At 44.8% G+C, this 20,834-nt stretch carries 18 protein-coding genes; 9 read left to right on the top strand and 9 right to left on the bottom strand.

Features of this window, described 5'->3' with window-relative positions; translation table 11 throughout:
- Positions 1-51 precede the first annotated feature (51 nt).
- Both ISR87_00265 and ISR87_00270 read left to right on the top strand, forming a co-directional pair.
- Positions 52-2,148, top strand: coding sequence for a chloride channel protein (locus tag ISR87_00265; GenBank protein ID MBL7023857.1), 2,097 nt, complete (start codon positions 52-54; stop codon positions 2,146-2,148).
- Between the two features lie 149 nt (positions 2,149-2,297).
- Positions 2,298-2,996 carry a hypothetical protein gene (locus ISR87_00270; GenBank protein MBL7023858.1) on the top strand — a complete coding sequence of 233 codons (699 nt, stop codon included), beginning with the start codon at positions 2,298-2,300 and terminating at the stop codon, positions 2,994-2,996.
- Between the two features lie 16 nt (positions 2,997-3,012).
- Here ISR87_00270 and ISR87_00275 read toward each other — a convergent pair whose 3' ends face one another.
- From ISR87_00275 to ISR87_00290, 4 genes are read right to left on the bottom strand one after another with little or no spacing between them, the layout of a single operon-like run.
- Positions 3,013-3,489, bottom strand: coding sequence for an SAM-dependent methyltransferase (locus ISR87_00275; protein ID MBL7023859.1), 477 nt, complete (start codon positions 3,487-3,489; stop codon positions 3,013-3,015).
- 9 nt (positions 3,490-3,498) lie between these two features.
- Positions 3,499-5,454, bottom strand: coding sequence for a T9SS type A sorting domain-containing protein (locus ISR87_00280; GenBank protein ID MBL7023860.1), 1,956 nt, complete (start codon positions 5,452-5,454; stop codon positions 3,499-3,501).
- 29 nt (positions 5,455-5,483) lie between these two features.
- Positions 5,484-6,194 carry a DNA alkylation repair protein gene (locus ISR87_00285; GenBank protein ID MBL7023861.1) on the bottom strand — a complete coding sequence of 237 codons (711 nt, stop codon included), beginning with the start codon at positions 6,192-6,194 and terminating at the stop codon, positions 5,484-5,486.
- A 41-nt stretch (positions 6,195-6,235) separates the two neighbouring features.
- Entirely contained in the window at positions 6,236-6,901 is a 666-nt protein-coding gene (locus ISR87_00290; protein ID MBL7023862.1) for an HAD family hydrolase, read from the bottom strand.
- Between the two features lie 224 nt (positions 6,902-7,125).
- Between ISR87_00290 and pta the strand changes: the two genes are divergently transcribed.
- The 5 genes from pta to ISR87_00315 are packed head-to-tail and all read left to right on the top strand — an operon-like array spanning position 7,126 to position 12,387.
- Positions 7,126-8,112 carry a phosphate acetyltransferase gene (gene pta, locus ISR87_00295; protein MBL7023863.1) on the top strand — a complete coding sequence of 329 codons (987 nt, stop codon included), beginning with the start codon at positions 7,126-7,128 and terminating at the stop codon, positions 8,110-8,112.
- A gap of 6 nt (positions 8,113-8,118) precedes the next feature.
- Complete coding sequence (locus tag ISR87_00300; protein MBL7023864.1) at positions 8,119-9,318, top strand: acetate kinase; 1,200 nt, start codon at positions 8,119-8,121, stop codon at positions 9,316-9,318.
- Between the two features lie 18 nt (positions 9,319-9,336).
- The gene (gene acpP, locus ISR87_00305; GenBank protein ID MBL7023865.1) at positions 9,337-9,576 is read left to right on the top strand and encodes an acyl carrier protein; all 240 of its coding nucleotides are present in this window, start codon (positions 9,337-9,339) and stop codon (positions 9,574-9,576) included.
- Positions 9,577-9,594: 18 nt separating this feature from the next.
- A complete protein-coding gene (locus tag ISR87_00310) occupies positions 9,595-11,568 on the top strand; it encodes a DUF4954 family protein (GenBank protein MBL7023866.1) in 1,974 nt (657 codons plus the stop codon).
- Between the two features lie 12 nt (positions 11,569-11,580).
- On the top strand, positions 11,581-12,387 hold the full coding sequence (locus ISR87_00315) for a glucosamine-6-phosphate deaminase (GenBank protein MBL7023867.1): 807 nt from the start codon (positions 11,581-11,583) through the stop codon (positions 12,385-12,387).
- A gap of 442 nt (positions 12,388-12,829) precedes the next feature.
- On the opposite strand, the gene ISR87_00320 is transcribed toward ISR87_00315, so the two are convergent.
- Together ISR87_00320 and ISR87_00325 are read right to left on the bottom strand one after the other, a co-directional pair.
- Positions 12,830-13,369, bottom strand: coding sequence for a T9SS type A sorting domain-containing protein (locus tag ISR87_00320; GenBank protein MBL7023868.1), 540 nt, complete (start codon positions 13,367-13,369; stop codon positions 12,830-12,832).
- A 66-nt stretch (positions 13,370-13,435) separates the two neighbouring features.
- Positions 13,436-13,675 (bottom strand): hypothetical protein, encoded by a 240-nt coding sequence (locus tag ISR87_00325; protein ID MBL7023869.1) that lies wholly within the window; start codon positions 13,673-13,675, stop codon positions 13,436-13,438.
- A 267-nt stretch (positions 13,676-13,942) separates the two neighbouring features.
- On the opposite strand from ISR87_00325, the gene ISR87_00330 reads away from it, so the two are divergent.
- Both ISR87_00330 and ISR87_00335 read left to right on the top strand, forming a co-directional pair.
- On the top strand, positions 13,943-14,404 hold the full coding sequence (locus ISR87_00330) for an Lrp/AsnC family transcriptional regulator (protein MBL7023870.1): 462 nt from the start codon (positions 13,943-13,945) through the stop codon (positions 14,402-14,404).
- Positions 14,405-14,578: 174 nt separating this feature from the next.
- Positions 14,579-15,589 (top strand): glutamine synthetase beta-grasp domain-containing protein, encoded by a 1,011-nt coding sequence (locus tag ISR87_00335; GenBank protein ID MBL7023871.1) that lies wholly within the window; start codon positions 14,579-14,581, stop codon positions 15,587-15,589.
- A 76-nt stretch (positions 15,590-15,665) separates the two neighbouring features.
- Here the strand turns inward: ISR87_00335 and ISR87_00340 are convergent, their stop codons facing one another.
- From ISR87_00340 to ISR87_00350, 3 genes are all read right to left on the bottom strand, one after another.
- Complete coding sequence (locus ISR87_00340) at positions 15,666-17,069, bottom strand: right-handed parallel beta-helix repeat-containing protein (protein ID MBL7023872.1); 1,404 nt, start codon at positions 17,067-17,069, stop codon at positions 15,666-15,668.
- Positions 17,070-17,231: 162 nt separating this feature from the next.
- On the bottom strand, positions 17,232-18,947 hold the full coding sequence (locus tag ISR87_00345) for an ABC transporter ATP-binding protein (protein MBL7023873.1): 1,716 nt from the start codon (positions 18,945-18,947) through the stop codon (positions 17,232-17,234).
- Positions 18,947-20,737, bottom strand: coding sequence for an ABC transporter ATP-binding protein (locus ISR87_00350; GenBank protein MBL7023874.1), 1,791 nt, complete (start codon positions 20,735-20,737; stop codon positions 18,947-18,949). Before ISR87_00350 ends, ISR87_00345 begins: the two co-directional genes overlap by 1 nt.
- Between the last annotated feature and the right edge of the window lie 97 nt (positions 20,738-20,834).

Raw genomic sequence — 20,834 nt, forward strand, 5'->3', positions numbered from 1 at the left:
ATTAGCATGACTCGCAATTATTGAGTTTTAAGAAAGGACAGTCTTAAGCTTTTGTCTACCCCTCTGAATACGGAACGCATTGGAAAACTTCGCAGACGTCTGAATCATCGACGATCCCGATACGTCCTCCTGCAGAATGCTTTATTTAAGATTAAGTCATTTGATCAACTATTTGTGATTATTATTGCCATGCTTATTGGTGTTTTTGCTGGTGTGATTTCCGCAGGATTTAGAACGCTTATTGAATTTTTCCGTCTTACTCTGTGGGGAGACGGTTCCTTAATCGATGTTGTCAAGGCGGCTCCTCTTTACTTGAAAATCGGAATCCCGGCATTCGGTAGTGCCCTGGTTGCCTGGTTTGTCATGCATTTTGCACCTGAAGCAAAGGGTCACGGCGTGCCAGAAGTTATGAATGCGGTGGCAACTCAAAATGGGTTTATTCGTATGCGTGTGGTGATCATCAAAGCATTTGCTTCCGCCATGTCCATCGCAACGGGTGCTTCAGTCGGTCGTGAAGGTCCCATTGTTCAGATTGGTTCTGCCTTTGGCTCAACTATTGGTCAAGTATTCCAGGTTTCCGTTAGAAGGATGAAAACATTTATCGGTTGTGGTGCTGCGGCTGGAATTGCAGCAACCTTTAATGCCCCCATTGCCGGAGCTCTTTTTGCTTCAGAGGTCATTCTTGGTGATTTTAGTGCCGCAGCAATCGGCCCCATCATTATCGCATCGGTTTTTGGTACTGTCATTAGCCGAGCCCTGTATGGGAATTTTCCGGCCTTTGTTCCCCCGACTTACACCCTCCACTCTCCCGTAGAAATAATATTTTATATCATCTTGGGTCTTGCCACCGGTGTGGTAGCCTGGATTTTTGTGCGTTCACTCTACAAGACGGAAGACCTCTTCGATAGTTGGAAAGCTCCAGTTGCTCTTAAGGGCTTACTGGGTGGCGCTCTTCTCGGTATTGTCGCTATTTATCTCCCAGAAATTTTAGGTGTTGGTTACGAAACCATGGATAAGGTGTTAAGCGGCAATATTGGATTAGCCCTTGCGGCTGGTTTGGTCCTGGCCAAAATTTTTGCAACAAGCCTTTCCATGGGATTTGGTGCCTCTGGAGGTGTTTTTGCTCCTTCTCTTTTCATAGGATCAATGCTGGGAGGTGCAATGGGTGGTGTAATCCATATGCTTTTCCCTGAAATTACTGCCACTAGTGGTGCCTATGCACTGGTAGGAATGGCTGCCATGGTTGCGGCAACGACTCATGCTCCAGTTACTGCTGTATTAATCATCTTCGAGATGACCAAGGAATATACAGTCATTTTACCTCTGATGATTACCAGCATCATTGCCATGGTGATTTCATCAAGACTGCTTAAGGGTTCAAACATTTACACGCTGAAGCTGCAGAGGCGGGGAATTGATATTTACGGTGGAAAAGACATCAATATTCTTGATAAAATCAGCGTAAATGACTTAAAAAAGAAGATCATAGATACGGTGCCTGAGTCCATGACACTACAGGAGCTTCTTGAAAAGCTGTCAACCAGCTCTGCCTTGAATACTTATGTTAAAGATGACGTCGGCCAACTTATTGGGATCATCACTCACTCAGCCATGCGCCGGTATTTGAATCACCATGAAGAAATTCCAGACCATGTCACAGTAAAGGACATGATGAATCAAAAGTTTGAGGTCATACACGATGAGACGCCCATTCATGAGGTTCTGAGAAAAATGATCGAAATGGATCTGGAAGCCTTACCCGTTGTTGATGAGAACCAAATGCTCCAGGGTGAAGTGGAGCGAACCTCCATCGTACACCAGTATCAGGAGTTGTTGATCCATGCAGAATCAGCCAAAGCCATGGCCACTTCAATGAAATATATTCACAGACAGTATCATGAAAAATCTGAAGTGATTCCCGGCTTTTTTCTGGCGCGGATCAACGTCCCCTCAGCGTTTATCAATCAGTCCTTACGTTCGCTAAATGTCCGTCAATCCTACGGTGTGGATATTTTATTAATCAGGCGAGCTGAATCAAACAAGGAACGGGATATCATTCCAGATGTGAATGACAAGCTTCAATCTTCAGATCAGTTGCTCATTTTTGGCGAACAAGCCAAAGTCGAGCTTTTGTGCAATACAAACTAATCAAAACTATCGTTTAATAGACTATCCAGACAAAGGTTTGATCACGCCCAGTGTGTTTTAGTAAAAGCTTATGAAATAATGTTTTGCAATTGAGACTTATTCGCATATACTTGATGCATGTCAATAACAATTATATCTAAAGGATAAAAATGAACATAAAATCACTGGTACTTCTTTCCTCTCTCCTGCTGGCTGCAAATCTCCAGGCGGATGGGAGGCGTTATGTCTGGACCTACGAATACCAAACCCTGCCTCGCGGTGAAGCTGAGTTGGAATCCTATACTGAGTTCTCACATCTCGATACAGATTCAGGTAGACAGGCCACAACCACTTTACAGTATGAATATGAAATCGGAATGAATGATTGGTTTGATGTGGGTATCTATCAAAAATTCAAGCAGACCCATGTCTCACCCATTGCTTATGATGGGTTTAAGCTGAGAATGCGCTTTAGACTCGGTGAAAAAGGTCGCTGGCCCCTGAATCCACTGATCTATCTGGAATACAAGGATAATGCAGCCTTTGATCACTCTGCCCTTGAAACCAAACTCATTCTGGCTCGAGATTTTGAAAAGCTCAACATTTCACTCAACCCCGTTATAGAATTTGAGTTTGACGACGAGGAAACCGAGATTGAATTTGAATATACCGCAGGTCTCAGTTATCGGATTCACCCCCTCCTAAGTCTGGGTCTTGAGATCAAGGGCGACGCTGATCAATTCTACTGGGGTCCAACCCTCTCACATGGAAAAAAGGATTTATGGTTTGCCCTGGGGCTGCTGGTCCCGGGTTCAGAGGATGCTGGAGCAGATCGCTTGCTGCGCTTTATTATGGGAGTAGGGCTTTAAGCTTGACCCAAATATCTCAGGACTTCCTGGATTTTTTCCAATAATTTTTAAGAAGTTCTGAGACCCATTGGGGCTGTTTTGTATCTCCGGGAATAAACTCTTGAAAAACGGGTTTAATATCCAGGATGGGCGAACCATCTACAGCATCCAGGCCCTGCACTGTGAGAACGCTTCCAACAACTTTTAAGATTTTTGCTGCACACAGTCCAATTGGATTGGGATGATAAGAGGAACGCTGAGCTAACAATCCAAGTTTTGGCCAAGCCTGGTTGTCGCGGGGGTGCCTTGAATCTGGCACTTTCTTGTCAGCGGGGATGCGATGAAAAACAAAGATAATCTCAACATGTGAAAAGGTATCCAGCCCCATAAATAATTCTGCAGAGAGATCCTCTCGAAGATGAATTTCTGAGATAACTTCACCCCAATCATCATCCTCCAGATGATACCGATCATTGGATACATAGGCTATGGGAGTGAGGTCGATTGTTTCCATTTGTTAGTACTATCTCACCAGGAGTAATTTCGTAATCGCTGTGTGGGAGTCAGTTTCCAGTCTACAAAAGTAGACACCTGCCTCAACTGGATGCCCCTCGCTATTCTCACTGTTCCAATTAGCGGTATAACGACCACCACTCTGAGAGGTGTTTAGCAATTGACTCACTTCTCGGCCCTGAAGGTCAAAAATGCTCATTCTAACAGTGGTTTGCTCGTCCAGACTATAAGGTATCGAAGTTGATGGATTGAAGGGATTTGGATAATTTTGCCCAAGCTCAAAACCCAGAGGAATAGTCGGTTGATCATCGGTCAAGCCCACCAAATATGCCGTCGACTTCAAAATCCAGTCATCAGGATCCACAATCAAGTCGGTGACGATTTCACCAGCGGGGAGGTCGAAATGAAAGGTCATGGAATGTTCGCTAATTGGTAAAACCGTATCAATGACAGATCCTGTTGTCACAATTCGAAAATCCACTGGTAGATCAAATGATAATCCCCATTGGGTGGTTTGCACCAGAAGATCCGTACCATTCTGTTCACGATAAACACGATACTGGGGGAAGCTCTCACCATAAATCCATTGTTGGAAAAAATTGGTGAAATCGAGCCCACTGACTTCTTCCACAACCATTTCAAAACCTTCAGTTGTTGCGGTCCCGTATTTGAATTGTGGATCATCAGCGTAGGCCTGGAGAATTTCAAAAAATGTATCATCACCAACAATATGTCTCAACATATGCAATACCCAAGCCGGCTTGTTATAGGATAAATTCAGACCAAATATGGACTCATTTTCCGGGTCTTCCACATAGATGGTTCCCCCTCCATAATACTCGAAAGATGCCATTTTTTCACGGTAGCCAGAGGATCCATAATGTGCTTCCCACCATAAAGCCTCAGCATAACGCGCGAAACCTTCATTGAGCCAGATATGATGATAACTATGACAGGTGATCATATCTCCATACCACATATGTGCTAATTCATGAGCAACTCGTCTTTCAGTGGGGTCACCCATGGAGGTCAGGGTTTGATGCTCCAACCCCCAGTTTTCACCCCATTCTGCATGACCATATTTTTCATCCATGAAAGGATAGGGCCCGAACCGGCTTTCATACAAACTAATCATCTCCGGCAAGAGTAGATAGTTGGTGGTCATATAGGATGGGTTGGGATTATCAGGGTGACTGTAAGTATAAAACTCAATAGGTAAGGTATCATTATTGGCATCTACATAAATGTCACCCCAGACATAAAATTCATAGATGGACAGTGAAACCAGATATGTGGCGATGGGGTGTCCAACATGCCAATGCCAGGTTTTTGTGCCATCACCATTATCAATCTTGCTAATAAGACGACCATTCGAAGCCACGGTCATGTAATCATCAATAGTCACCACAATATCCACGGAATCAGCCTTATCTCTGGGATAATCTACTGAAGGCCACCAATCCCTGGCGTTATAGGGCTGGGAGCTGGTCCAGATTGCCCGTTGGCCCATTTCGTAGTCCCAGTTAAAACCATAGTTGTCCTGGTTACTTCCAGGTCCAGCTTCAGCAAATATTTCCAGCGTCATGAGTGCATTCAAAACCGGGGTTGATTGAAGTGGAATTGACAACATATCATTGGTATGCGTATAGGTCACTGTGTCGCCATCCAGAATAACCAGATTAACAGTGACATTTCCCACCCCGGGATTGTTTGTGGAATAATCAAGTTCAATGGTCTCAAGACTGGTATCTACCACTACAAATTTCACCACAAAAGCCTTTTCCATTGATGTGGTTGCTATATCAAGATCAAGATTTAATCCATAATATCTGATATCAATTTTCTGTTGTTCTGGGGTTGGCTGCATGTCACGGAGAAACTGATCTCCATGTGCACGGCCGCATGGTTTATCTTCGTCAGTAAATGACATTCCACCAATTGAAACTATGAGCCCCAAGACGAACAATATCTGCTTTATGCTCCTCGGCTGCACGTCTATAATTCTCCTTTTAAATATGCCTGACGTCTTTCCTCGGGAAATTTTTCGATGGCATATCTCAGCATGGTTCTCGGCATAGAGAGGTAATGTTTTTGAAGAAACGTCTCTTCTGTGGGTCTACTCTTGTTACCCACTTCCCGCAACATCCAACCCACGGCCTTGTGAATGAGATCTTCTTGATCATGGAGCAGAATTTCTGCAAGGGTCAGCGTGTCCTGGAATTCATATTGCCGGATAAAATAATAACTGGATATGATGGCTACTCTCCGCTCCCAGAGGTCTTTTGATCTGGCTAATATTTCAAGATGGGAACGTTCTTTATCAAAAAGATAGTGTCCCACAATTTGAAGCGCGGAGCTGTCTACCAGGTCCCAGTTGTTGATGTATGGTATATTTTTGAGGTAATCCTCATAGATCTGTTTTTTTTCTGAGGCATCGCCATGGTTATATAGATTTACCAGTAGAAATAGGGCCGTGAGTCGGGCTTCATGGTACTTGGAATGGAGTAATTCAAGAGCATCCAGCCTATTGGCCTGTTTATGCCTTTTGGCCAGGGCCCGTAAATGTGGTACTTTAATGCCAAGAAAGATGTCACCTTCGCCATACTCGCCTTTGCCTGTCTTGAAAAACCGTTGGGAATGGCTGGCTCTTTCAGGATCACCCAATTCTAATAATTCGTTGAGAATTTGATCTGAGAGCTTAGACATAGGTGGTAACAATCCTCAATTGATTGATCAACATATCCCTTTTATAGACTTGGCCATTTGAGTCTGTTAGCGTAACGCGCCAATCCTCTGGTGGGATTGACAATAACAGGGTAGCCCACATGCTTTAATATAGGGATATCATTCTCTGAATTACCATAGGCATAGGATTGGGAAAAATCAATGCCATGGTCTTTCGCCAGATCATTTGCCAGCGTCACCTTCGCCTCTCCAACACACACCTGCCCCGCTGGTCTCCCTGTAAGGATTCCATGTGCATCCACCTCCAGGTGAGTACATAATAAATGGTCTATACTGAGAGCTTCCATCACCGGTTTGAGATAGTAGTCAATGGAGCCAGTCACCAACACAGTTTGATGTCCCTGCTCCTGGTGCCAGCGTAACTTTTGGGTCACATCAACTGATAAATTAGGCGCAAGATGCTCCTCATAAAAAGGTTGGGCTGAGTCAACAAAGAGTTGAAACTGGCGACCCTTGTAAAAACTCAGAAATGTTCGTGCCATGTATTGCTCATCAACCAGCCCAAGCTTTTTGAGGAGTACACCAAGAAGCAATTTCAGGATGAATGTCTTTGAAAGATAGCCTTGATCCTTGAGAACCTTGAATCCTATAGTAGCACTATCAACAGCCAGAAGGGTTTCATCAAAATCGAAAAATGCGGCAATAGATGATTTGGGGCTCTGGTTCATGACAACTCTTTTACATAAAAAATATTTTGTTTCAAAAATTGATCCATCCCTGGTTTCTCTAAATTGAAATCTGGGTTACTTTTTAACAGAATATTTCATCATATACAAGGATTTTAAGGCGTATAATCAATCTTAATTAGTTTGTAATCTTTACTAACTAATACTTGATCTAATTGCCCATAAATATTATTCTATTCCCAATATTTGAACATTGAGGTTGAACTATGAATATCATTGATCAGTTCACTGCAACGGCACAGAAGAATCCCGCCCGTATTGTATATCCTGAAGCGAGTGATCCACGGATTTTAAAAGCTGTGGTGCAGGTGCAGGAGCTGAAGATCGCACGCCCCATTCTGATTGGGAATCCAGAACAAATTCGCACTGTGGCCAAAGCGCATCATTGCGATCTTGGCAGTATGGAAATCATTGACAGTAAAAACGATTCACGTCTGGAAACCTATTCTCAAATTTATGCCAACAAACGAAGTCTCCGTCAAGCCATTGCTCAAAAGCTGGTTCGCAAACCGCTCTCCTTCGGCGGCATGATGGTGAGTCAGGGTGCAGCCGATGGGATGGTAGCAGGTGTGGCCACTGCCACCAGCATTGTGATCCAAACTGCAACGCTTACTGTGGGTTTTCAGGAAGGACTCTCCACCCCAAGTAGTTTCTTCATCATGATTATCCCTGAATTTCAGGGTGAAAAGGATAAGATCTTTCTGTTCGCAGACTCAGCAGTGAACATTCAACCCACCGCCCAACAATTGGCTGAGATCGCTATCGCCTCTGGGACAAATGCCCAAGCCCTCCTGGGGATAGATCCCAAAATCGCCTTTCTTTCATTCTCAACCAAGGGTTCTGCAGGACATGAGGATGCAGACAAGGTGCTTGAAGCGCTTGATATTGCTAAAAAGATCAAGCCTGAATTTGACATGGATGGTGAACTACAGCTTGATGCAGCCATCGTTCCTAGTGTGGCTGCAAAAAAGGTCAAGGAAAGCACAGTAGCTGGCCAGGCCAATGTGTTGATCTTTCCAGATCTTGATTCAGGAAATATTGGTTACAAGCTGGTCCAATATATGGCCAATGCCAAGGCTATCGGACCAATACTTCAAGGGTTTGCAAAGCCCGTCAATGACATGAGTCGTGGAGCCAGCGTTGATGACCTCATCGCTGTTACGGCTATCACATCAGTCCAGGCCAGGGGATAGCTCTTCATGAAAATTCTAGTCTTTAATTGCGGGAGTTCTTCCATAAAATTCAAACTCTTTCACATGCCTCAAGAAAATGTTCTGGCTGAAGGACTGGTTGAGCGTGTGGGATCCGAAGATGCTTTTGCTTCCCTAAAAACACCTCGGGGTAAGATCGAAAAAAATCAGGGAATCGCTGACTACCCCGCTGGATTTGCAGTCATCAAAAACATGCTTCTCAATCCCGAAAGTGGTGTCATTCATTCTCTATCTGAAATCAATGCCTGCGGGCATCGTGTGGTTCATGGAGGGGAAAGCTTTGGTGGATCTATGCCTATAGATGATGAACTGGAGGAAGGTATTGAAGCTGTATTTGAGCTAGCCCCTCTTCATAATCCTCCCAATTTGACTGGAATACAACAAGCCCGGCGCATGTTTGGTGATATTCCTCAGGTTGCCTGTTTCGATACAGCATTTCACCATAGTATTCCTGAGGTGGCCTACCGCTATGCCCTGCCGGAGAAGTTGTATTCTGAATACCAGATCAGACGCTACGGTTTTCATGGTATGTCCCATCAATATGTAGCTCGACAGGCAGCCCAGATGATGGGAATGCATAAATACTCTGTAAATCTGATTACCTGCCATCTGGGAAATGGATCTTCAATTGCTGCCATTAGAGATGGTCACTCCGTTGATACCAGCATGGGACTCACTCCGCTGGAGGGTCTTGTTATGGGAACCCGCAGTGGTGATCTGGACCCCGGTATTCTTTTCTATCTCAATCGCAAAGGCTATGACACGGATAGCCTGGATATCCTGCTTAACAAGCAATCTGGTCTCCTCGGGGTCTCTGGGAGTTCCAATGATGTCCGTGATCTTGAATTAAAAGCCGATGGTGGAGATGATAGAGCAGAGTTGGCTCTTAATATTTTTGCCTATCGTATAAAAAAATATATCGGTGCTTATATGGCTGTGCTAAACCGTGTTGATGCCATCGTTTTTACTGGAGGTATCGGCGAAAATGGTGCCGCCATGCGCCATCGAATTCTGTCAGACATGGATCAACAAGGTGTCGTAATTGACGAAATGAGAAATGAAGTTCATGCAGGGGTGGCAGGTGAAATTCAAGGAACCACATCTAGAATCAAGGTCATGATTATCCCAACCAATGAGGAACTGGCCATTGCTCGAGATACTTTCAAACTAACCACAAAAAAACATTGATAAATCGGGAGATAAACTATGTCAACTATAGATCGAATTAAGATTGTCGCCGCTGAGCTGTTAAAGATTGAAGCTTCACGAGTCCAGGATACCTCACGATTTGTAGAGGATCTTGGTGCTGACTCCATGCAATCCATTGAACTTGTGGCCGCTTTTGAAGAAGAGTTTGACATTGAAATGGATGAGGATGCTGCACTCGGTGTAAAAACTGTAGGCGATGCTGTTGGGTTTATCGACAAGGTTTTGGCTGAGGGATAGCCACTGGAGTCAACCATTATGAATGCTGAAGCCTATTTAGCCTTAACCCCGGAAGCCATTAAAATCCTGAAAGGAAATGGCTGCTGGTCAAGAAGCTGGCCCAAGGTGAAAGTAACCAAAGGCTTTGACCCCACACGTATCGCTGGAACCATTTTTCGAGGGGAGGTTCGAATTGGAAGCCTCGATGGGGAGTTCGTACCCCGCGATGGTATTAGACGCTATGCTGGAATATTTGACGCCAACCTCCACAATGTCATAATTGGTGACAACTGCCATATTTCCAACGTCAATGGCTGGCTTTCCAACCTGATTATTGAAGACAATGTGCTCCTGGAAAATGTCGGGTCCATTGTATGTCAGGGAGAAACCAGTTTCGGGAACGGTCATGCCATTGAAGTCCTTAACGAGGGCGGGGGCCGTGAACTCAAGATCACAGCCATGACAAGTGCCCAGACTGCCTATCTTTCAACCATGTATCGCCATGATGCTGAACTGATCAAAGCCCTGGATCAAATCGCTGAGAATTATGCTGGAAGCGTTCGTTCCGATCGAGCTATTATTGGTGAGGGGGCGAAATTATTTCACTGTCAGAACATTGTGAATGTGAATATTGGACAAGGTGCCATCCTCAGGGGTATTCAGAACCTGAAAGAGGGCACCATCGCCTCATCTCATGCAGCTCCCACATTTGTTGGTGATGGCGTGATTGCCAAAGACTTCATCATTCAAAAGGGTGCCCATGTATCAGATGGAGCACTGCTTGCCTCAACTTTAATCGGTGAAGCATCTAAAGTTGGCAAGCAATTCTCAGCTGAAAACTCAGTCATGTTTTGTAACTCGGAGGGATTCCATAGTGAAGTCTGCTCCATCTTTGGTGGTCCTTATACCGTAACCCATCATCGCTCAACACTCCTGATTGCAGGCATGTTTTCCTTCTTTAATGCTGGCAGCGGCACCAACCAATCAAACCATATGTACAAGTTGGGACCGCTGCATCAGGGGATTCTAGAGCGAGGCAGCAAAACCGGCTCCTCTTCCTATCTCCTCTGGCCATCGCGAGTGGGGGCATTTTCAGCTATCATGGGCAAGCACTACGCCAATTTTGACAGCTCTGACTTCCCCTTCTCCTATGTCAATGAGGATGGTGGTCAATCTACCCTGGTGCCAGGGATGAATTTTTTCACGGTAGGAACCATGCGTGATGGCTTGAAGTGGCCAACGCGTGATGGACGTAAAAATTCAGATAAGCTGGATCAACTCAATTTTGAAGTGCTTTCACCCTACACAGGCCAAAAAATGATGCAGGGACAATCCATCCTTCTGGATTTATATGCTGAAGCAGCAAAAGGCCAGGAGTATGTTAGCCACCAGGGCATTCTCATTAAGCGTCTGCTCTTGAAAACCTGTAGTCGTTATTACCGCCTGGCACTAGAAAAATATTTAGGGGATGCCCTGGTTGCCAGGCTGGTTGCAAATCCACCCAAGGAATTAAAGGCTTTGACCGCTCCAATTGATGGCGCAGAGGACGGCAACAGCAACTGGGTTGATGTCTCAGGCCTCCTGTGCGCTCAACCCAGACTCAATAAATTAATCGAAGCAATTAAGGCTGGAGAAGTGACCACACTGGTCTCTCTCCAAAAAGAGCTGCAAAAGATTCATGACAGCTATGAAGTGGATGAATGGTCCTGGGTTCAGCAGGCCATCCCACAGGTCTTCGGCTTTGAATCCATCACCTCAGAAAACCTTAAAACCGTCCTGGAAAAATGGAAGGTCTCCTCGAACAAACTGCTCAATATGGTAGAGATGGATGCCTCTAAGGAATTTGAGGGGAATGTAAGAATCGGGTTTGGCATTGATGGACACCAGGATGATGATTTTGATAAAGTTCGGGGGAAATTCGAATCCAACTCGTTTAAAAAGCAATTAGATGAGATGAGAGAGTCGATGGAAAGCAATTATGACCGAAGTCAGAGCATCTTGAAAAATTTATAAACTGGAGAAAAAATGAGACTTATTATTCAACCCGATTATGATCGACTGAGCAATTGGACCGCCCATTATATTGCAAAGTGTATCAACGATTTTGCCCCGACAAAAGACAAACCTTTTGTATTGGGACTGCCCACTGGATCCTCACCGGTTGGGACCTACAAGGAAGTTGTTAGGCTGGTGAAAGAAGACCGTGTCTCCTTTGAAAACGTCATCACCTTTAACATGGATGAATATGTCAATATTCGTGAGGGCCACCCTGAAAGTTATCATTCATTCATGCGACAAAATCTGTTCAACCACATTGGTATTCCAGAGGAGAACATCAATATCCTGGATGGGAATGCAAAAGATCTGGTCGCCGAATGTGATGCCTTCGAAGCCAAGATAAAATCAGTTGGGGGCATTCGCCTTTTTCTGGGGGGAATTGGACCGGACGGGCACCTCGCCTTTAATGAGCCCGGCTCCTCTCTTCACTCCAGGACACGGGTGAAAACCTTGACCTACGATACACGTATTGCCAACTCCCGTTTTTTTGGGAATGATATTGAGTCGGTCCCCAAACTCGCTTTAACCGTTGGTGTCGGTACCGTTACTGACTCCCTGGAGGTCGTTTTAATTGTCAATGGTCACTCCAAAGCCAGAGCACTTTATAAGATGATTGAAGAAGGCGTCAACCATATGTGGACATCTTCAGCCCTCCAATTGCACCCAAAATCCATGGTCGTGTGTGACGAGGATGCCACCTACGAGCTCAAACATGGAACCTATCGTTATTTTAAAGATATTGAGCAGAAAAATCTGGAACCATTTACCATTTAGTTAGCGGTGATGTGTACACCTACCTCCATAGAAGAGGCTGTCCCAAAAGGGCGGTCTTTTCTTTTTGTTATGAGTGATAGGGTATAGAGGTATATGGGATTGTGCTTGTATATATGACTGTTAACATGATGGTTGTTCATGCAGAATCCCATATACCTCTATAGCTAGCTTTAAAGCATATGAACAACATCATTTCCAACGCCTTCCCTTTATTCCTGATGAAACTATGGTGGAAGACAGTTTTGGGGGGAGAGGAAAGTGTCATTGCGCTGTCTCCGTGAAATGATTTGGGTTCCAGTGACTTGAAAATGATGCTTTAGCTTGGATTTTAACTATATCTGTGATAATCCGTGCGAATCTGTGGCAAAAATAAAAAGAGGCCATCTCTTGTTATGAGACAGCCTCTTCGTGGATTTAGTTCTATTATTTGAAGAGAGAACTGTTATTTAAGTAAAAGGATTTTCCTCGTCTCCAGCCCTCGATTATGGGCAAGGGTGGCGATGTAGACACCACTTGGGAGCTCAGCGCCAGAGTCATCTCTGGAATTCCAGATTACCTGATGTGAACCAGCCGAAAAGTTTGAAGCAAATAATTGCCGTACTTTACTGCCTTTCCCATCAAAGATTGATAAGGTCACAATACCTGAACGAGGTAGTTCAAATTCAATCTGAGTTTCTCCATTAAAGGGATTGGGGAACACTGATATCAACTGGTGTTTTTCAGGAGATTCCGTCTCACCCACCGTCCCAGTCACTGATAGCAAGTCATCCAGAACCGCTGTTATTGCAGATTCATTAAATCCAATTGAGTTATACCAAACCACACCATCTGTATCGATGATAGTATTCCTTGGGATGGTCCCGTTACCAAAATCACTCCAGATACTGGAACCACGATCATCAGCTATGGGAAAAGTAGCTCCCAAGTTTGCCCAGGCCTGACAATTCAGAGAGTTAAAATCATTTCCAAGCCCTACAATCAAGAGCCCCTCATGGTTTCGTTCTTGGTGAAAATCTTCCAGGTGCGGAACCTCCGCACGGCAATTACCTCACCAGGACTCAAAAAAATTCAGCCAGACCACACGAGTTACAACTCCGGCCTCTGGCGCCAATAACTCCCCCAGGGAGATGTTTCCAGCATCATTGGCACAGAAAGTCACAACCCTGTCCCTGGTAGCCTGGGTAATGGTCTGACCCACGCTGTATTGAGCAAAAGCCGCTGATGCAAACATATTTAAACTTATGACAAGGGCGATGACGAGATGCCTTGACCTACCTGATTTTTTCATACCAACTCCATTCATATTTTTATTCGACCAAAGACGAATCCATTTTTCAGTACTAAATTTAGACAATTATTCAAAATAAAGTGTCAACTCAACGACATTTCAGTAAGTGATCCCAGGATTAAAAACAAGGCCTTTAATATGCTTTTCTGCGGTGTATCACTATAAGTAAAAAGATGAGATTTTTAGCTATTTGTCTTTCTTATTCCCTTAATTCAATAATATTTTAGGATATATTGCTCCGCACTTAAAATATTTCAGGAGATTAATATGATAGACGATCGCGATATCCAGATATTGGAATTACTTCAGGAAAACGGACGCGCCACAGCCAGCGAAATCGCCAGGGTTGTACAACTCTCAATCCCCGCAATTGGCGAGCGGATTAAAAAACTCACAGAAAAAGGCCTCATTAAGGGTTATTCAACAGTACTGGATCATAAAAAAGCGGGGCTAGACCTCACGGCCTTCGTCTTTATTGTCAGTGAACACTCCGATCACTATGACAAATTTGTTGAAAAAGCTGCCAGCTCGAAATCAGTTCTTGAGTGTCACTCCATCATCGGAGGTGGCTCCCACATTCTCAAGGTCAGGGCCAGAAATTCACAGGCCCTGGAAGATCTACTGTATGAAATCCAGAATTGGCCAGGAGTTAATCGCACACAATCCAACCTGGTTCTATCTACCTATAAAGAAAGTACTGCAATTGATCTCCAGACGCTAATAGCATAGACCTCGACAATTCTGAACTATTCTGACCATTTCCCCATATTTACTTTAATTATTTAAACAATATCCTGTAACATCTTAAATATTTATTGACAATTGACTGATATGCTTGTTAATTGTCTGTCATGATACTCAGGGATACCAAAAAATCAATCGTTCCAGTAAGGAGTCTTTCTCGTGGCAAAAATTAAAGCTGAATATATCTGGATTGATGGGCATAAACCCACATCCAAGCTTCGTTCAAAAACAAAAATTATTGAGGGACCCATCACATCACTAGACCAGATTCCAGAATGGGGCTTTGATGGCTCCAGTACCAATCAGGCTGTGGGGCATGATAGCGATCGCTCATTGCACCCGGTTTCCTTCTATCCAGACCCCATACGCGGAGGCGATCATATTCTCGTCATGAATGCAGTGGCCTACCCCGATGGAAAGTCTCACGAATCGAACAAACGTGATCACCTCGTTGAAATAGCTAAAAAATACGAAGTCGAAGAATCCTGGTTTGGAATTGAACAGGAATACACTTTTTTTCAGGGTCGCGCCCCTCTGGGCTGGCCTGATGGCGGTTACCCCGCTCCACAGGGACCTTTTTATTGTGGTGTCGGTGCTGATGAAGTTTTTGGTCGCGATATAGTAGAAGATCACATGGAAGCCTGTCTTCGTGCTGGCATTGGTATTTCTGGTGTTAATGCTGAAGTGATGCCTGGTCAGTGGGAATTCCAGATTGGACCATTGGGACCTCTGGAGAGTGGCGATCAGTTGTGGATTGCCCGTTGGTTGCTCTATCGTATAGCTGAAGAATATGGTGTCAATGCCAGCATTCATCCAAAACCGGTTAAGGGTGATTGGAATGGAGCAGGTGCCCATACCAATTTCAGCACCAAAGCCATGCGTGAAACTGGTGGATATGATGTGGTGGAAGCAGCCTGTAAAAAATTAGCTAAAAAACATGAAGAGCATATTGCGGTTTATGGTGCTCATAATGAAGAGCGCCTCACAGGTCTGCATGAGACTTGTTCCATTCACGAGTTCCGTTATGGCGTGAGCGACCGTGGCGCATCCATTAGAATTCCGCTTCAAACCGTGAAAGATGGCAAGGGTTATCTGGAGGATCGTCGTCCTTCAGCCAATATGGATCCGTATGAAGTTTGTGCCATTTTGTTGGAGACTGTCTGTTCCTAAAGACTTCTCCCCTTCATTTGGATTAACAAAGCCACCTCTGTCAATAGGGGTGGTTTTTTTATCATTTATAAAGGGATTAACGATAATCCAACGCCGCTTGTACATCGCTGTCATCTGGAGAACTCCCCCGGTTCTCCAACTCCTGCTTGATCAAGTCAAGCTGTTCTAAAAGTACCAAGCTATTGGTATCTGAGGATAATTCTTTCACAGCAGCTTTATCAATAAATAAACTTTTAATTGCCTCGGCAACACGACCTGGCTGGTAAAACCCCGGTTCTATGTAGGAGCTTAGAGCATGCAACTTGATGTGCATCCTACCATCCCGCAGTAGGCTCTCATAGCTGTACGCCCTGACGGAATCAGGTTGGACCCGCCCGGTGCCAATCACGGAGTTGTACATTGAGGTGAAACCAGCCTCTACATCTGTGAATGGTAGCTTGGTCGAAGTATAGCCGGTAAAGGGCATTTCAACCGTACTCTGAAGCAGGATGGTACTCGATTGTTTTCCTGAATAAACAACACTCTCAAATGATTTGCCTGGGTTGATAAAGAGACAGTGACTGGCAAGCGCCTTTGATTCATACTTTAGGGCCAGTGCTGATCCTCTTAGACATCTGTTCTTGATAAAGAGTACATCCTCAAAAACAGTATCCGACCAATTCCGGAGATAGGCTGCCCCGCCCAGTGTAGTACCGACATTTTCCATGAAAATGACATTACGAAGGATAGACTGAGATTTTTCTTTGCCATAATATCCACCACCAACATCAGCGGAATAATTTCCATACAGGAGGCTGTTCTCCAAAAGAATGGAGGATTTAAAACAATAAATACCACCTCCGCCGCCAGTTCTGCATTTATTCCTGGCAATAATCAGATTGGACAAATGGGGATTTGACTCAACAATATGAAAGCCACCGCCGTATCTTGCAGCGCCACCCTGGACCGTCAGGCCAACAATAGCAACCGGGCTGAGTTCAGTTTTCATAATGGAAATGACTGATGTGGAACCATCTCCGATAATTCTTGTGCTATAAATATCCTCGCCATCCTTAGAAATGAGATATCTTGAGCCCACCGTAATTGATTGGGGACCATTTATGGTGATATTCTCATGATAATCCCCAGGTGCAATCAGGACAGTATCACCCTCGTCAGCTGCCGCAATGGCGGACATGATCGTTGGATAATCTTCGGGGACACATCTACGGGTTTGGATACAGGAGGATTGTGTATTCTCCTCTTTTGAGGAATCTGGTTCCACTTCCTCAATGGCGGTTTCAGACTCCACTTCTTCTTTTGACTTATCAGCTTTGTGTAGATCGGGATGTTCGATATCCGTATAGAACAACGTTTTCTGTACAGGTGGTTTCACCGTGCTGGGTTGATCCACCTTCGATGTCCCCTGGTTTTCAGAGCACCCGCTAATGCAACAAAAGAGTATTGCTGTAAAGAGATAGAGTTTCAATTTCCGATTCACTGAATTGTCCCCTCGCTTGTAATGGCATCTTGTAGACAGAAGCTCTAATCTAGAGTTTTGATGGATTTCTACAAGTCGGTTTCTAAGGAGACGCCAATTTAGCACGGCAGGCGATTGTAGAATCGCTAGACATGTTAAAGGGCAATATGATTTAGTTTAACCTTAATCGTGGGCAAAGAGAGAGCGGTACTCGGGATGCAGACGCAGCAGGTCGGCGTGCTGACCCTCATGATGAATCTGGCCATCCTTGACCCAAATGACCCGGTCCATTTCGGCGGCGGTTGCTTCACGATGGGTTGCAACCAGAAAAAGTGCTTCTGAATAATCAGTGTTGATATTTCGCCACAGAATTTTTTCAGTATTAAGATCCAAGGCTGAGGTCACATCGTCAAAGATATAAATGGAGGTATTCCCATAAAAAGCACGAGCCAGAGCTACCCGAGCCCGTTGTCCCCCACTTAAACCCACACCGCCCTGTTCCAGGACCTTATCCAGATCAAGCTCTCCTCCAATCACTGCTGATTGAGTAATCGACTCCAGACTTTTGATGGATTCACGTCCCATGCTGATATTATCAGTCACCGTACCACTGAACAACTCGATGTCCTGAGGTACATATCCAATGATCTGAGCCCTCGATGCATCGCTGAGGTCATCAATACGAAGATCGTTGACTTCCACACTACCTCCTGAAGGGACAAACCAACCGGAGATCAATTTCAGCAGGATAGTTTTTCCAGAACCAACTTCCCCCACAACCCCTATTTTTTCGCCAGGATTGGCTGAAAAGTCTAGCGATTTGATGATATCCACCTCTTCACCAGCGAATCGAAAATGCAGATTGTTGATTGTGAGCCGTTTAATGGGCAATTCAACCACGTTATCATGCTCGGGTTTATTTTCAAATTTTTCAATCTCTTCCAGACGATCCACCGAAGATTCAGCCATCTTTAAGGAAACAAAAAACCAGGAAATGGTCCAAATGGGTTCAGTAATACCCGCCATATAAGCAATAAACGCGTAAAAGGTGCCCAGGGTGATTTCGTCATGGATGACATAGTATCCACCAAGAAACAGGATGACGACCAAACCGACCTGATTTATAAGACTCCCCAGGCTTTCCAGAAAGGATCGTATATAAACCACGCGCTCCTCAGCGTTCTTGCGATCCACCATATTGGTTTTGAAGAGGTGCTCCTGGGCTTGCTCCATGACAAACCCGATGACAATCCTGATACCCGAAAAAGCGCTTTCCAGGATATTGTTGGTTTGAGAAATGGTCTGCTGACGCTTCTTATAGGCTTCGTGTTGTAAATGCTCAGTCTTGCTCATGGCCCAGACAATGAGAGGTAAAGGAGAAATTGCAAGCAGGGTCAACTTCCAATGAAGTGTCATCATGACACCAATGGAAAACAGCAGGGTAAATCCAGCTTCTATAGGCCGCATAATACCTGAATTTCCAAACCAGGCCAGCTTCACATCACCGTCAATATCATCAGAAAATCTGGTGATAATATCACCTGATCGGTATTCGTTAAAAAAAGCAGGATCTTTGCGAAGGAGATTCTCGAAATGGAAGAGTTTGATATCCAAACCCAAAACCAGATTCATGATATATCGCGATGAGGGCAGTATCCAACGGGTGAGGGTTCGGGCAAGTCCAACCAATAAAATGATCCACACATAGAACTGCACATCCCCAGTCTCGCCACCGGCTGACAAGGCGTCTATGACGTACTTAAAAATGATTGGGTAGGCCGTACTGAGAGCAATACTCACAACCGTGATGAGCATAACCCAGCTAATTCCCTTCCAACGTCGCCTCCAGTAGGGGGCAAACCAGCCCAGGACGTGTTTTGTGGCGCTGAGGAGAGCCATTATAGCATTTCCTTCTCAGGATCCACGTGGGACAGCAGGTCAAAATATGCGCCGCGTTGCCGTATCAGCTCATCATGATTTCCAGATTCAATAATCGCTCCATCCCTGACAAAAATGATTGATGTCGCTCGACGAATGGTACTAAGGCGATGGGCCACTATAAAGGAAGTCCTGCCTTCTGTAAGTTTTTTCATGGTGGCCTGAATCCGTAGTTCTGTGCCTGGATCAACTGAAGATGTTGCTTCATCCAGCACCAGCACTTGGGGTTTGACCGCCAGAGCACGCGCAAAGGCAATCAACTGTCTCTGGCCATAGGAAAAGCCTTCACCACTTTCCTTGAGAACGGTTTTATATCCCTCTGAACGAGTGAGAATACTGGCATGTATATCTGTGAGATTGGCTGCTGCTTCCAGGTCCTGTCGCGTCACCTCAGAACGGAAAGCCCTCAGGTTTTCTTCAATGGGAGCCGGAAACAGAAACAGATCCTGGAGTACCAGCCCAAAACGGCGTCGATAATCTGCTACATCAAATTCACGGATATCAATTCCATTTAGTAAAATACGACCTGCCTGTGGATCCCTGAAGCGACAGATGAGGTTGATAATCGTCGATTTTCCGCCACCGGTTGGTCCCACAAAAGCAACCTGATCACCACCCTTTATCTCAAAGCTCATATCTTTGATAATCATGATGTCATCAGAATAGCCAAAACTGACATTCTCAAATACGATACTCTCAATTTCAAAAGGTAAATCAACTGGCTCTGCCTGGGTCTCGATATAGGGCTTGTCTTCCAGCGTGGAAAAAATTCGATCGGCAGCACCACCTGCAGATTGGAGTTGAGAGATCTGCTCAGTGAACATAAATATGGGCCAATAAATCTGGGCGATGTACTGGGCAAACAGGACAAGCGCACCGATGGTCAGACTCCCATCATTCACCCATTTGACTCCCAACATGAGCACGATCACAGTGGCTCCAACTTCCATGAAGCCCAGACCTTGAAAGATGCCATAATTGATAAAATTCATTTTGATACTGAAACTGTTAAATTCTTCTGTGGATTTGCGAACTCGTCCAATGGCCCAATCGGTCCGGTCAAAGACCTGGAGGATGCTTGCCGATCTCACAAACTCGCTGAGCACACCCAACATCTTTGAAAAATTTGATCTGTCCTTACGGAAATAGGGTCTGAAATATCGAAACGAAAACCAGGCAATAAAAATGACCAACGGAAAAATTGCCAGCGTGATGATCAAAAACCGCATGTCTACTGAGGCCAGGATAATAAAGGCTCCGATGATCATCCCAAAAGACATGAGCAGACGTTGAGCCATGGTAGATGTCACGGCTATGATTCGCTGGGGATCAGACTCTATTCGGCTTACCAATTGCCCCGTGGAAGTAGACTCAGCAAAGGGCAACCCCAATTTCAGGGCGTGGGAAAAAAGTGAAACCTTCAAATCATTTACGGCAAATATGCCTGCCTTTTGGGCCATCCAATTGCTGTAGAATCCCACGATGGCTGAAAGAATCATGGTGAAGAGATACAAGCCAGCCGACCAGGCCAGGGCTATAAAATTTTTACTGGGGATATCCGAATCAATAATATGTTTCAGGATAATGGGTTGAAATAAAACCAGGATGACACCCACAAGGGCCCAGACCAACGCAAAAAAGAAGGTCCTGCTATAGGGTCTTATAAACGGATAAACACCCCTGACCATCTCCTTAAGGGAGTAGGTTTTGGCATTGTCATCATCCAGGCTAAAGTCTTCGTCCCACCACATGCTAGTAGGTAATAAGGATCATTGAAAAAGAGAAGCACAGATTCTTATGAATTCAAATAATTAAATCTGAGTCGAGCAAAGAGAAAAAGGATGTGCG

The sequence above is a fragment of the Candidatus Neomarinimicrobiota bacterium genome (assembly GCA_016784545.1).
Lineage (GTDB): Bacteria > Fidelibacterota > UBA8477 > UBA8477 > JABMPR01 > JABMPR01.

Coding starts and splice junctions, on each gene's coding strand:
- ISR87_00270 (MBL7023858.1), top strand. CDS start 2,298: ATGAACATAAAATCACTGGTACTTCTTTCCTCTCTCCTGCTGGCTGCA.
- ISR87_00325 (MBL7023869.1), bottom strand. CDS start 13,675: ATGAAAAAATCAGGTAGGTCAAGGCATCTCGTCATCGCCCTTGTCATA.
- ISR87_00310 (MBL7023866.1), top strand. CDS start 9,595: ATGAATGCTGAAGCCTATTTAGCCTTAACCCCGGAAGCCATTAAAATC.
- ISR87_00345 (MBL7023873.1), bottom strand. CDS start 18,947: ATGGCTCTCCTCAGCGCCACAAAACACGTCCTGGGCTGGTTTGCCCCC.
- ISR87_00315 (MBL7023867.1), top strand. CDS start 11,581: ATGAGACTTATTATTCAACCCGATTATGATCGACTGAGCAATTGGACC.
- ISR87_00290 (MBL7023862.1), bottom strand. CDS start 6,901: ATGAACCAGAGCCCCAAATCATCTATTGCCGCATTTTTCGATTTTGAT.
- pta (MBL7023863.1), top strand. CDS start 7,126: ATGAATATCATTGATCAGTTCACTGCAACGGCACAGAAGAATCCCGCC.
- acpP (MBL7023865.1), top strand. CDS start 9,337: ATGTCAACTATAGATCGAATTAAGATTGTCGCCGCTGAGCTGTTAAAG.
- ISR87_00300 (MBL7023864.1), top strand. CDS start 8,119: ATGAAAATTCTAGTCTTTAATTGCGGGAGTTCTTCCATAAAATTCAAA.
- ISR87_00275 (MBL7023859.1), bottom strand. CDS start 3,489: ATGGAAACAATCGACCTCACTCCCATAGCCTATGTATCCAATGATCGG.
- ISR87_00330 (MBL7023870.1), top strand. CDS start 13,943: ATGATAGACGATCGCGATATCCAGATATTGGAATTACTTCAGGAAAAC.
- ISR87_00350 (MBL7023874.1), bottom strand. CDS start 20,737: ATGTGGTGGGACGAAGACTTTAGCCTGGATGATGACAATGCCAAAACC.
- ISR87_00285 (MBL7023861.1), bottom strand. CDS start 6,194: ATGTCTAAGCTCTCAGATCAAATTCTCAACGAATTATTAGAATTGGGT.